This is a genomic window from Rhodococcus sp. NPDC003383 (assembly GCF_053589115.1).
Genome location: NZ_JBSFRG010000007.1, coordinates 129,700 through 141,773, shown reverse-complemented (window position 1 = coordinate 141,773; position 12,074 = coordinate 129,700). Strand labels below are relative to the sequence as shown.

Below are 12,074 nucleotides of genomic sequence, written 5' to 3'. Positions count from 1 at the left end.
GCGAGCGGACGCCGACCGTGTTACATCGATCCGAAAGGGACAGCGGTGAGCTCTCTCAACGCAGGCCAGAGCCTCGGCGTCGGCCAGGAACTCAAGTCCGACAACGGTGCCTACACCCTCACGCTTCAGCAGGACGGCAACCTCGTGCTGAACGAAGGCGGCAAGGCCGTCTGGGCAGCCATGACGAACGGCTCCGGCGCGGTGCGCGCGGATGTTCAGGAGGACGGCAACTTCGTCGTCTACAAGGAGAACAACGAGCCGGTGTGGGCGTCGCAGACCAGCGGCAACTCCGGTGTGCGCCTGACGGTGCAGGACGACCGCAATGTCGTGCTGTACGCCGGTGATCGCGCCATCTGGGCCACCGACACCGCGATCGCGCAGGCCGAGGCTCCCGCTGCTCCCGCCGAGCCCGCTCCCGCTCCCGAGCCCGCACCCGCGCCCCCGGCCCCGCCGGCGCCGCGCACCCACACCGTCGCCCCCGGCGACAGCCTGTGGGCGATCGCCGAGCGCGTCTACGGTGACGGCAACCAGTACCAGCGCATCGCCGATGCGAACGGCATCGCGAACCCGGATCTGATCCACCCGGGCCAGGTGCTCACCATCCCGTAATCGCAACGGGAATTCGGACGCCCCCGCCACCTCTTCCGGTGGCGGGGGCGTCTGCGTCCGGGCGGCACGACGGACCCGCGCCTCTGCCTGCCGGCGGGCAACTGCCTCAGAGCGTGAACCTGATCGCCACCGTCGCCACGGCGTCACCGGCACACTCGGACACGCCCGTGGCGTCCACGAGTTTCCGGAGGGCGGCGAGGGCACGGCCGAACACGGCGGATCCGATCATGCGGCGATGATGACGCGCCGCACGGATGCGACGGAACCGTTCCGATCAGCGCGATCGCAACTCACACTCTGCGACAGCGTCGATTGTCGGAGTCCCCCGCTAGTCTTTCCGGCACATCGTTCGGGTCACGGAAGAGAGGTCGATCATGCCGGGTACGCCATGGGAGAAGGCCGGCACCCGGTTCGATCGCGACGTCGAACGGGCGTGGAAGGAATTCCGGGAGCGCCTGGCCGACCACGTGGCGGCGATGCGCGACGGCGACGGCCTGGTGCTCGAACCGCTGGCCGAGGAGTCCGCCGGGCCTGCCGGGCCGTGTGTGCAGTTCTACGCGTGGGACGGTGGGCAGGTGCGTGTCGAGGTGCCGTCGGATGCGCACCTCGACGACGATCGCCGCCTGAGCACCGCCGATCGGGCGCTGCTGACCGAGCTGGGTCTGCAGGAACCCACCCGGGGCCCGGACGAGCCGGAGGACGGCGGCTCGCCCGCCTACTGGATGGACCGGCCCACCGGTTGGTCCGACGAGCTGGCGGCGGTGTCGGTGCGGGCGCTGCGCGAGATCTGGGGTGTGCCCCATCCGTTGTTCCTGCGTATCGAGACGTTCGGCCCCGGCCGTACTCCGGCCTTCGAGCCGCTCCCGACGGTCCGCGAGGCACCCGCTGTCCCTGCGCTGCCGGTGGCCGTCGAGCCGACCGGTGAGGAGCATCTGCGCGAGCTCGTCGAGGCGACCGTGCAGCGGCGGATCGGGTCGGCGCCGCCGTGGGACGACGACGGCGACATCGTGCTGCGCGTTGCCGGGGTGCTGCTGTTCGTCGGCATCGGACAGGGTTCGGGGACGGTGGACCTGTTCGCGCCGATTGTGCACACCATCACCGGCCGTACCCGCGCCGCGGAGGTCGTCGCCGATCTCAACCGCCGCTGGCCGCACCTGAAGTTCGTGTTGGTCGAGGATCGGGTCGCGGTGGCGCTGCACCTGCCGAGTTCGCCGTTCGTGCCCGCCCACCTGCTGTCCGGGCTCGACCGGATGGCCGAGTTCCTCGAGACGCTGGAGGTGGAGTTCGCCACCCATCTCGGCGGCGAGCTGCTGCGCGAGCCGGACCACGTCTGCGCGCCGGACGACGACGAGGACCCGCCGTGGACTCCCGAGTCGGAGGGCGATCTGCCGCTCGCGCTGCTGGCGCTGCGCGACTTCCACCTGCACGGGGAGGTGGAGATCCAGGTCAAGACGGTCGCGGCGATCGGCGACAACGAACCGTCCGAGCTCCAGCGTTTCCTCGCGATGACGGTCGAGCAGCAGGTCGGCTGGGAGTGCGAAGCGCTCGAGCGCGCCGCGGCCGGCGACGACGACGGCATGGAGGCGGCCGACGCCCGCGCGCTCGAATGGGAGCTGACGGGCCGATCCCTCACCGCGGCACTGGAGTTCCTCGACAGGCCGGCGGACGAGTCGCCGCGCGCGCCGGCGGCGAAGCCGGGTAAGCCTGCTCGCCCGGCGGTGTCGGACAAGCCGGCCCAGGCGGCCGCGCCGGAACAGCCCGCCCTGTTCGACGATCCGGACGAGCCCACCCTGTTCGACTAGGCCACGGGTCGGCCTGGGCGGTATGGAAGCCGGAAGGCCTCATCCATCGCGCTCCTCCCCCGCCACCGCACGCCGCAGCGCGTCTTCCGCAGCCGCGTCGAACGCGACCATCACGGCCCGCTCCACGGCGGCTACCGACGCGCGGATCGCGGCGACCGCCTGCCGGGCGGCGTCGTCCACCGGCCACCCGTACACGCCCGCAGAGATGAGCGGGAACGTCACGATGCGGGCGCCGAGACCGTCGGCGACGAGGAGGCTGCGCGTGTACGCCGAGCGCAGGATCGCAGATCTGTCCTCGCGGGCGGAGTACACCGGTCCGACGGTGTGGATGACCCACCGGGCGGGCAGCCGACCCGCGGTCGTGGCGACGGCTTCGCCCGCGGGCAGCCCGTCCGGCAGCCTGGTGGCGCGCAGTTCCCGGCAGGCCTCGAGGATGTCGGGGCCACCGACGCGGTGAATCGCGCCGTCCACCCCACCCCCGCCGAGCAGCGACGAGTTCGCCGCGTTGACGATCGCATCCGCCGCGATCCGGGTGATGTCTCCCGGGACGATCTCGATGTCGGGCACGATTCGCTCCTTCCGCACTGACGGACGGACCTTTTCCTGGCATGATCGCATCCCGTGACGGCGACGGTGAAGCTCCGCGAACTGGCCGAACGTTCCGGCGTCTCCTGCTCGTACCGGGGCTGGGACGGGCAGGAACACTACGTCTGCGACCACACGCTGCAGGCGGTGCTCGGGGCGCTCGACATCCCGGCCGGCTCGGACGAGGAGATCGCCGCGTCCCTCGAGGACGTCCCGAACCGGGTGTGGCGGCGGATGCTGCCCCCGTCGCTGGTCGTCGTCGAGGGTGAGCATCGCACCTTTCCGGTGCATGTGCCGCACGGCGATCCCGTCGAGGTGTGGGTGGTCGCCGAGGATGGCACCGAACGCGAGGCCGAGCAGCTCGACGTGTGGGTCGAGCCGCGCACTGTGGACGACCGGCTCGTGGGCCGGGCGACGTTCGCGGTGCCGGATCTGCCGCCGGGCTGGCACACGCTGCGCGCGCGCAGCAACGACGTCGAGGCGGCCGTGACGCTCGTGGTGACACCCGCCCGGCTCGCGGCCGCGGACCGGCTGCTGCAGAAGCGACGGTGGGGTGTTGCGGCCCAGGTGTATTCGGTGCGGTCGAGCCGGTCGTGGGGGCTGGGCGACTTCGCGGATCTCGCGGATCTGGCCGCGGTGACCGGCGCGGCGTACGACGGAGACTTCCTGCTGGTCAACCCGGTGCACGCCGGGGATCCCCGGCCCCCGGTCGAGCCGTCGCCCTATCTGCCCTCGTCGCGGCGCTTCGCCGATCCGCTGTATGTGCGCGTCGAGAACATCCCCGAGACGGCCTATCTGCCCACCAAGCACCGCAAGCGGCTCGACGCGTACGCGGCGAAGTTCGCGCGCGCGAACCGCAAGGGTAAGCGGCTCGACCGCGACGCGACCTTGCGCGCGAAACTCGATGTGCTCGAACACGTGTACCGGGTGCCGCGTTCGGCGTCCCGGCAGGTGGCGTTCGAGACGTTCCGCGCCGAGGGTGGCCGGGCGCTCGCGGATTTCGCGTTGTGGTGCGCGCTCGCCGAGAAGTTCGGCGATCGCCCCGAACGGTGGGCGAAGCGGGCACCGTCCCCGGATCACCCGGACACCGAGCGGCTGCGCGCGAAACTGGCCGACCGCATCGATTTCCACTGCTGGCTGCAGTGGGTGTGCGACGAGCAGCTCGCGACGGCTCAGGAGGCCGCACGGACCGCGGGCATGGATCTCGGCATCGTGCACGACCTGGCGGTGGGGGTGCGCCGCAACGGTGCCGACGCGTGGACACTCGGGGATGCGCTGGCCACCGGCGTGACGGTGGGCGCTCCCCCCGACGATTTCAACAAGCGCGGTCAGGACTGGAACCAGCCGCCGTGGCGGCCGGACCGGCTCGCCGAACTCGGATACCGGCCGTTCCGGGACGTGCTGCGGGCGGCGTTGCGGCACGCCGGGGGGCTCCGCGTCGACCACATCCTCGGGTTGTTCCGCACCTGGTGGGTGCCCGACGGCTGCACCCCCGACGAAGGCACCTACGTCCGGTACGACCACGAGGCGCTCGTCGGCATCCTGGTGCTGGAGGCACAGCGCGCCGGGGCCGTGGTGATCGGCGAGGACCTGGGGGTGTTCGAGGGCTGGGTGCAGCAGTACCTGGCCGGTCGCGGTGTCGCGGGCACGTCGATCCTGTGGTTCGAGAAGGACGGGCACGATCCGCGGCCACCGGAGAGCTACCGGCAGCTGTGCCTGACGTCGGTGACCACACACGATCTGCCGCCCACGGCGGGTTATCTCGCCGGCGACCACGTGCGGTTGCGCTCGGAACTCGGCCTGCTCGAACGCGATCTCGACGCCGAACTCGCCGAAGCCGAGCAGGAACGGGATGCGGTGCTGCAGCTCGCCCGCGACCGGGGTCTGCTCCCGCCGGCCGACCCCGACGACACCGAGCAGGACGTCGCCGACCCGCAGACCGTCGAGGCGCTGCACCGGCTGATCGCAGCGAGTCCCTCTGCGCTGCTGGCGGTTTCACTCGTCGACGCGGTCGGTGAACGACGCAGCCAGAACCAGCCCGGCACCACCGACGAATACCCGAACTGGCGGATCCCGCTCGCCGACGGTCGTGGCCGCGCGGTGCTGCTCGACGACCTCGCCGGTAGCGACCGGTTCGCCGCGCTCGCCGCCGCCGTCCGCGGCTGACTTCCGGATCCACCCAGGACGACGATGCGGACCCACCCGTGTTCGGGTGGGTCCGCATCGGATCTGTCGACGCCGGCGATCAGTGGCCGTACATGCTCTCGATGTCCTCGGCGAAGCGTTCGGTGACGATGTTGCGCTTGATCTTCAGCGTCGGGGTCAGCTCGCCCGTCGCCTCGGTCAGGTCGCGATCGAGGATCACGAACTTCTTGATCGCCTCGGCGTGCGAGACGGTCGAGTTGGCGTCGTCGACGATGGTCTGCATCGCGTCGCGCAGCGCCGGGTCGTGCCGCAGCTGGGCGATCGTCGCGGTGGCGGGCTTGCCGTTTTCGGCCTTCCAGTTGGCGAACACGTCGGGATCGACGGTGAGCAGCGCGGTGATGAACGCGCGACCGTCACCGATCACCACGGCCTGCGAAACCAGTGTGTGCGAACGCATCCGGTCCTCGAGCGGGCCGGGCGAGACGTTCTTTCCGCCGGCGGTGACGATGAGGTCCTTCTTGCGGCCGGTGATGTACACGTAACCGTCGTCGTCGATCTCGCCGAGGTCGCCGGTGCGGAACCAGCCGTCGCGGAAGACCTCCTCGGTGGCCTTCTCGTTGCGCCAGTAGCCCTGAAAGATCACGCCGCCGCGCAGCTCGATCTCGCCGTCCTCGGCGATGCGGGTGCTGTTGCCGCCCAAGGGCTGACCGACCGAACCGATCTTCTGTGCGCCGGGCATGTTGACGCTGTGCGCGGCGGTGGACTCGGTCAGGCCGTAGCCCTCGTAGATCGGCACGCCGACGCCGCGGAAGAAGTGTCCGAGCTTCGGGCTGAGCGCGCCGCCACCGGAGATCGCGTACCAGCAGTCGTTGCCCATCGCCGCCCGCAGCTTCGAGTAGACGAGCTTGTCGGCCATCGCGTGCTTGGCCTTGAGCGCCAGGGAGGGGCCGCCCTGGTCGAGGGACTCGCTGTAGGCGATGGCGGTCTCCTCGGCGAACCGGAAGATCGAGGCGTTGAGCTTGCCGCCCGCGGCCGCCTTGCCGGCGGCGGCGTCGCGCACCTTCTCGAACACGCGCGGCACACCGAGGATGATGTTCGGCGAGTACCGCTCGAACTGGGCGGACACCGTCGAGAAGTCCGACCAGTGCGACTGTGCCGCGCCGCATTCGAACAGCGCCAACGCCACCGCGCGGGCCAGCACGTGCGCGAGCGGCAGGAAGGTCAGGCCGCGGTTGCCGGGCTTGGCGACCGCGCCGACCGCGGAGGTGAGGATCGCACGGACCTCGGACAGGAAGTTGCGGTGGGTGAGGATGCAGCCCTTGGGCCGGCCCGTGGTGCCGGAGGTGTAGACCAGCGAGGCCAGATCGTCGGCGCGGATGCCGTCGAGGCGGGTCCGGACCTCGAGGTCGTCGATGTCGGCGCCCTCGGCGATCAGGGTGTCGACGGCACCGCCGTCGATCTGCAGGATCCGGCGCAGGGTGTCCGGCATGTCGACGAACAGCTCCTCGTGGCCGGCGGTCTCGACGACGGCGAGCACCGCCTCCGAGTCCTGCAGGATCCAGCGGATCTGATCGGTGGACGACGAGTCGTAGATCGGCACCGACACCGCGCCGGCGGCCCAGATCGCGTAGTCGAACAGGGACCACTCGTAGCGGGTGGCCGACAGGAGGGCGATCCGGTCGCCGGGCTGCACACCGTTGGCGATCAGGCCCTTCGCGACGCCGGTGACCTGCTCGGCGAACTGGCTCGCGGTCACGGCGACCCATTCGCCCTGCGCTTCGGGGCGCGAGAACATCACCCGGTGCGGGGTCTTCTCCGCGTGCACGAAGACCGTGTGGACGACGGACTCGTCGTCGCCGACGGTGAACTGGGCGGGGGTCGAGTACTCACGCACGGGCATCTCCATCGTTCGGGTCGGTCGTCGCGGCGGGGGCGGTGTCCACACCGTGACGGAATCGGCGCAGCAGGTGGACGAACCGGTCGAGTTCATCCTGGTTCCAACCGGCAAGCCCCGCACGCACATCGTCGTGTCGGCGCGCGACCGTGTCCTCGAGGACCGTCCGGCCGCGGTCGGTCAGGTTCAGCGGATGCCCGAGCCGGGTCGGTCCCGGTTCCGCCGCGACCCAGCCGGCGTCGACGCAGGTGCGCAGCTGGCGGGACACGGTGGAGCGGTTGACACCGAAGGCGTCCGAGACGTCGGTCGCGCGGCATCCGGGGTTTCGGGCGATGTACCCGAGCAGGGAGTGTTGCGTAAAAGTCAGCGCGCCGCTGTGCGCGCGTTCCCCCGCGATCAGGTACCGGACGAGGTGGACGAACTCGTCGTACACCTCGGCCACGACGGCCGGGTGCAGCGAGGCGTCGGATTCGGCGTCGGCCGGTCCGGGCACAGAATCGTTCTGTTGCACACAGCAACCTTAAGCCTCGAGTGGCCCGGAACACGAATCGGGACTAGCGCCGACGACGCACATACGACTCGACCACCCCGTCGAGCACCGCCCTTCCCGCGTCGTCGACGAGCGTGACGGTGGCGGTGACCAGCCCGCGACCGCGGTCGTCGAGCGTCACGTCGTCGATCACATAGGTCCCGGTCAGCGTGGATCCCGGCAGCACCGGGCTCAGGAACCGGACCTGCCTCAGCTGCCTGCCGGCGATCACCGCCCACCGTCCGTAGGCGGCTTCGACGGTGAGCCGCTGCGCGACCGCGAGGGTGTGGATTCCGCTGGCGATCAGGCTTCCGAACGGCCCCGATGCCGCGGCGTCGCGGTCGGTGTGGAACCACTGCGGATCCCACGACCGGGCGAAATCGACCAGTTCGTCCTCGCCGACCGTGTGGGTCCCCAATTCGATCCGGTCGCCGACCACCAGGTCCTCGGCATACATCAGGGTTTGCGGTGCACTCACGCGGTTCTCCTCGGTCGGGTCCGGATCCGGTGACAACGATCCGGTTCCGCCATTGGAACATTCCACGAACACGGGAGTGCCCCGAGGCGACGAATCGCCTCGGGGCACGCGCTGCCGGCGCCCCCGGCCCGCCGGCAGCTCCTTTTCAGCCGGCAGCTCCGACCGGCTGCCCGTCCGGGCCGCTGTCCGGCGGGTAGGTGCCGTTCGCATAGGGGTTGAACTCGTTGGTGAACAGCTCCTCCGGCTCGACGGCACCGGGCTGCAGACTGCCCAGCCGCACGCTCTGGTCGATCCAGATCGCGAACTCCTCGGCGGCGATCACCCCGCCCGGTGTCGGCACCCCGGTGCTCTTCCACTGCCGCACGAAATCGGTGGACTCGCTGCGTCCGCGGGCTTCGATGATCGCCACGAACCGGTCGATCACCTCCTGCCGCGGCGTGACCTGCGCCCACCGCAACGCACGCGCGGTGCCCTGCACGAAGTCGGCGACCGCGTCGGGATGCTCGGCGACGAAATCGTCCCGGAAGACGAACCCGCCGATCCCGAGCGGCCCGGTCAGATCCACGTCGGTGAACAGCGGGCGCAGTCCGCCGCGCGCGAGCGCCGCATCCTTGACTACCCCGCCGAGATTGCCGACGTCGATCTGCCCCTGCCGCAACGACTGTTCGGTGTTCAGAGGCGGCACCACGACGAGTTCGACCTGTGCGATCTCCTCGTCGGTCAGTCCCGCCCGGAACAGCCACTCCTTGATCACGTATTCGTGGTACGCGCCGAGGGTGTTGATCCCGATCTTCCGGCCGATCAGGTCCCGCGCCGACCGCAGCGGACTGCCGTCGAGCACGTAGTACCCGTTGAAGCTGTCCTCCTCGGTGTCACCGTCGGAACCGTAGTTCGCGATCACCGTGGTCAGCGGCGCTCCCGCGTCGACCAGTTTGGCGATCGCCCCGTAGAACGCCGAGCCGAAATCCGTTTCGCCGGTCGCGGTGTTCTGAATGCTCGACGGCCCACTCGTGTTGTCGCCCAACCACTCCAACGTCACCGTGTCGAAGTAGCCGAGGTCCTCGGCCAGTTCAGGGAAGGTGACCGCACTGGCCGTGCCCTCGTATCGCAGCACCGTCTTCCCGGCCGGGGACACCTGCCCGGTGTCCCCGGCCGGGCCGGCGCATGCCGTCGACACGAGTGCGAGCAGCGCGGCGAGGGCCGCGCCCACCGAAACCCTTCTTCGCAGCATCGACGGCATCCGTGTCTCCTCGTCAGTCGCGCCCGTGGAAGGGCTCGCCGATCACGGAGACGGACCGCTGCCCGTCCGGTCCCACCGGCACGTCACCTTCGACGGTGGTGCGGTGCAGCACCCGCACCACGTCGAGGTGGTCGAGGTCGGTGGGCGCCTGGTGCGCGGTGATCCGGTTGTCCCACACGCCGATGCTGTCGTTCTCCCACCGCACCCGCACGGTGTAGGCCGGGTTGGTGATCTCCTCGAACAGCAGGTCGAGCAGCCGGTCGCTCTGGCGCGGCGACACCCCGAGGATGCGGCTGGTGAACCCGGGCGTGACGAACAGCCCCCGCTGCCCGGTTTCCGGATGCACCCGCACGACCGGGTGTTCGGTCACGTACGGCTCGGTGACGACGTGCTGTTCCGACTCGCTGCCGGCCGCCCACCGCGGTACCCGGCCGCCGAAGCGGTGCTCGGCGCGCAGACCGTCGAGGAACGCCTTGAGCGACTCGGGCAGGTTGGCGTATGCCGCGCCCAGGTCGGTCCAGGTGGTGTCGCCGCCGACGTCCGGTACCAGCTCGGACCGCAGGAACGTGATCGCCGGCGGGTTCACCAGCGCCGAGATGTCCGAATGCCAGAAGTTCGCGTACGAGTACTTCTTCGTCCCGGCCCGCGCTGCGTACTTGCGGCTGTCGACCTCGAGGATCTCCGGGAACTGCGAGTCGGGATCGTAGTTGTACGGGTGCGCGGGGGTGACCCGGCCGAAGTACTGCGTGAACCGGATCTGCTGGGCGTGGTCGAGCGGCTGGTTCCGGAAGAACAGCACCTTGTGGTCGAGCAGCGCCTCGCGCAGCTGCGCGACGGTCGCGGCGTCGAGTTCGCCGCTCAGGTCCACCCCGGTGACCTCCGCACCGAGGTATCCGGCGATCGGCGCGACCGTCGGCTCGGTGGCGCGTTCTGCGATGGCAGTCATGGTCCTACTCCTGTCCGCGGAAGGCGTCACCGGCGAGGGCGACCGACTCGCGGCCGTCCGGGCCGACCGGGACGTCGCCTTCGATGGTGGTGCGGTACAGCACCCGGGTGACGTCGAGATGGTCGAGGTCGGTCGGTGCCAGGTGGGCGGTGGCGCGGTTGTCCCACACCGCGAGCGAACCCGGCCGCCAGCGGAAACGCACCGTGTAGGCGGGGTTGGTGACCTCCTCGAACAGCAGATCGAGCAGGCGGTCGCTCTGCGACGGGGACAGGCCGACGATCCGGGCGGTGAAGCCGGGCTGCACGAACAGGGCCCGTTCGCCGGTCACCGGATGCACCCGCACGACGGGATGTTCGGACACCAGCGGGTTCTCCTGCACACGGCGGGCGTAGTCGCTGTCCGCGGACCACTGCGGGCGGCGGCCACCGAAGCGGTGTTCGGCGCGCAATCCGTCGACCAGCCGCTGCAGCGATTCGGGCAGGCCGTTGTACGCGGCGACGAGGTTCGCCCAGGTCGTGTCACCCCCGCGCACCGGGACCTCCCCGGAGCGCAGCAGCGTCACGGCCGGCGGGTTGACGACCGCGGTGACGTCGGTGTGCCACTGGTTGTCGTAGCTGTACTTCTTACGACCGAAACGCTTTTCGTACTTGCGGCTGTCCACGGCGAGGATCTCCGGGAAACCTTCCGGCGCCTCGTCGTCGTACGGATGCGACGGGGTCACGGTGCCGAAGTTGCGCGAGAACGCGATCTGCTGCGCGTGGTCGATCTCCTGGCCGTGGAAGAACAGCACCTTGTATTCGTGCAGAGCCGCGCGCAGTTGCTCGGCGATGTTGTCCGCGAGCGGGTTTCGCAGGTCGAGACCGCTCACGTCGGCGCCGATGTGCCCGGCGACCGGGGTGACCGTGAACGTGCCGGCCGCGGCGGCAGGCGTGTCGGGTGCGAGTGTCATGGGTTTCCCTCACTGTGGAATCGATGCTGTGGAATCGATCGGTGGTTCGGACCGGAATCCGGTGCCTGTCACCACCGTGCCCTCCGGGAAGCACCGGCGGAACCCGCTTTTCACGATGCGAAAAAGACTCAGCCGGAATAATTTTCGGCACTGACCGGAGGCACCCGGCGGCCGATACGGGCGGCGGCGCGCTGCATGGCGGACACCACGTCACCGACGGCACGGTCGGTGAGACGCCGGCGTCCCGCCTGGACACCGACCGCACCCCACGGCCGCCGGTCGCTGCCGAACACCGGCACCGCCAGCGCCAGCACCGAGGACCGTTCGTTCCGGACCTCGACGGCGTATCCGCGGCGGCGGACGAGTTCGAGTTCGGCGGCCAGCGCCGGGGATCGGGGCCGCGCGGGACCGAACGCCAGGATCGCGCGGCCCATCACGCTGTCGTCGATACCCTCGCCGGCGGGCGGGATCTGTCCGTCGCAGCCACCGGACGGGGGCCGGGCCGAGAATACCGACAGCACCTCGCCGGACCGCGCGACCCCCAGGCTCGCGGCGAGGTCGATGTCCGCGGCCAGCGCGTACAGATCCGGCGCCCAGTGCTCGACGCCGAGCCGCATCAGCGGCGGCACTGCCAGCGAGAACAGACCCGGACCCACCCGGTAGCCGTCCCCTCCGGGGACACGTTCGAGCATCCGCCCGCGCACGAGGGCCTGCACGATCCGGTGCGTCGTGCTCACCGGCAGCCCGGTGCGCACGGCCAGCGAACCGAGTCCGAGTTCGGTGTCGCCGCCGTCGAAACACGCCAGCACGGCGATCGCGCGTTCGACTGCCTGGGACCCGGATCTAGGTGTCATCGCTCGGTGCTCCTGGATGTGCGCGTTCCGGCGCGTCGTCGCA

The 12,074-nt window shown here is 70.3% G+C and carries 12 protein-coding genes; 3 read left to right on the top strand and 9 right to left on the bottom strand.

Translation table 11 applies throughout. From position 1 onward, the window contains the following. Positions 1-45 precede the first annotated feature (45 nt). Positions 46-609, top strand: coding sequence for a LysM peptidoglycan-binding domain-containing protein (locus ACWDTS_RS09245; RefSeq protein ID WP_450109840.1), 564 nt, complete (start codon positions 46-48; stop codon positions 607-609). 106 nt (positions 610-715) lie between these two features. Here ACWDTS_RS09245 and ACWDTS_RS09240 read toward each other — a convergent pair whose 3' ends face one another. Further along, entirely contained in the window at positions 716-838 is a 123-nt protein-coding gene (locus tag ACWDTS_RS09240; protein ID WP_269437609.1) for a hypothetical protein, read from the bottom strand. 145 nt (positions 839-983) lie between these two features. Between ACWDTS_RS09240 and ACWDTS_RS09235 the strand changes: the two genes are divergently transcribed. Next, positions 984-2,411, top strand: a complete 1,428-nt coding sequence (locus tag ACWDTS_RS09235; protein ID WP_197252366.1) for a T3SS (YopN, CesT) and YbjN peptide-binding chaperone 1 — start codon at positions 984-986, stop codon at positions 2,409-2,411. A gap of 39 nt (positions 2,412-2,450) precedes the next feature. On the opposite strand, the gene ACWDTS_RS09230 is transcribed toward ACWDTS_RS09235, so the two are convergent. Next, positions 2,451-2,978, bottom strand: coding sequence for an O-acetyl-ADP-ribose deacetylase (locus tag ACWDTS_RS09230; RefSeq protein WP_197252367.1), 528 nt, complete (start codon positions 2,976-2,978; stop codon positions 2,451-2,453). A 54-nt stretch (positions 2,979-3,032) separates the two neighbouring features. Between ACWDTS_RS09230 and malQ the strand changes: the two genes are divergently transcribed. After that, positions 3,033-5,162 (top strand): 4-alpha-glucanotransferase, encoded by a 2,130-nt coding sequence (gene malQ, locus ACWDTS_RS09225; protein WP_197252368.1) that lies wholly within the window; start codon positions 3,033-3,035, stop codon positions 5,160-5,162. A 79-nt stretch (positions 5,163-5,241) separates the two neighbouring features. On the opposite strand, the gene ACWDTS_RS09220 is transcribed toward malQ, so the two are convergent. From ACWDTS_RS09220 to ACWDTS_RS09190, 7 genes are all read right to left on the bottom strand, one after another. Further along, entirely contained in the window at positions 5,242-7,041 is a 1,800-nt protein-coding gene (locus ACWDTS_RS09220; protein WP_374068691.1) for an AMP-dependent synthetase/ligase, read from the bottom strand. Beyond that, positions 7,028-7,528 (bottom strand): MarR family winged helix-turn-helix transcriptional regulator, encoded by a 501-nt coding sequence (locus ACWDTS_RS09215; RefSeq protein ID WP_197252398.1) that lies wholly within the window; start codon positions 7,526-7,528, stop codon positions 7,028-7,030. Before ACWDTS_RS09215 ends, ACWDTS_RS09220 begins: the two co-directional genes overlap by 14 nt. A gap of 61 nt (positions 7,529-7,589) precedes the next feature. Beyond that, the gene (locus ACWDTS_RS09210; protein ID WP_374068692.1) at positions 7,590-8,042 is read right to left on the bottom strand and encodes a MaoC/PaaZ C-terminal domain-containing protein; all 453 of its coding nucleotides are present in this window, start codon (positions 8,040-8,042) and stop codon (positions 7,590-7,592) included. A 145-nt stretch (positions 8,043-8,187) separates the two neighbouring features. Beyond that, a complete protein-coding gene (locus ACWDTS_RS09205) occupies positions 8,188-9,273 on the bottom strand; it encodes an ABC transporter substrate-binding protein (RefSeq protein ID WP_450109862.1) in 1,086 nt (361 codons plus the stop codon). Positions 9,274-9,295: 22 nt separating this feature from the next. After that, positions 9,296-10,228, bottom strand: coding sequence for a TauD/TfdA dioxygenase family protein (locus ACWDTS_RS09200; protein WP_197252370.1), 933 nt, complete (start codon positions 10,226-10,228; stop codon positions 9,296-9,298). A gap of 4 nt (positions 10,229-10,232) precedes the next feature. Next, positions 10,233-11,177 (bottom strand): TauD/TfdA dioxygenase family protein, encoded by a 945-nt coding sequence (locus ACWDTS_RS09195; RefSeq protein ID WP_197252371.1) that lies wholly within the window; start codon positions 11,175-11,177, stop codon positions 10,233-10,235. Positions 11,178-11,305: 128 nt separating this feature from the next. Then, positions 11,306-12,031, bottom strand: coding sequence for an IclR family transcriptional regulator (locus ACWDTS_RS09190; protein ID WP_450109839.1), 726 nt, complete (start codon positions 12,029-12,031; stop codon positions 11,306-11,308). Positions 12,032-12,074 lie beyond the last annotated feature (43 nt).

Excerpts from the sequence above, each read along its gene's own strand:
- ACWDTS_RS09240 (WP_269437609.1), bottom strand. The coding sequence starts at position 838 with ATGATCGGATCCGCCGTGTTCGGCCGTGCCCTCGCCGCCCTCCGGAAA.
- ACWDTS_RS09235 (WP_197252366.1), top strand. The coding sequence starts at position 984 with ATGCCGGGTACGCCATGGGAGAAGGCCGGCACCCGGTTCGATCGCGAC.
- ACWDTS_RS09220 (WP_374068691.1), bottom strand. The coding sequence starts at position 7,041 with ATGCCCGTGCGTGAGTACTCGACCCCCGCCCAGTTCACCGTCGGCGAC.
- ACWDTS_RS09205 (WP_450109862.1), bottom strand. The coding sequence starts at position 9,273 with ATGCTGCGAAGAAGGGTTTCGGTGGGCGCGGCCCTCGCCGCGCTGCTC.
- ACWDTS_RS09200 (WP_197252370.1), bottom strand. The coding sequence starts at position 10,228 with ATGACTGCCATCGCAGAACGCGCCACCGAGCCGACGGTCGCGCCGATC.
- ACWDTS_RS09195 (WP_197252371.1), bottom strand. The coding sequence starts at position 11,177 with ATGACACTCGCACCCGACACGCCTGCCGCCGCGGCCGGCACGTTCACG.
- ACWDTS_RS09190 (WP_450109839.1), bottom strand. The coding sequence starts at position 12,031 with ATGACACCTAGATCCGGGTCCCAGGCAGTCGAACGCGCGATCGCCGTG.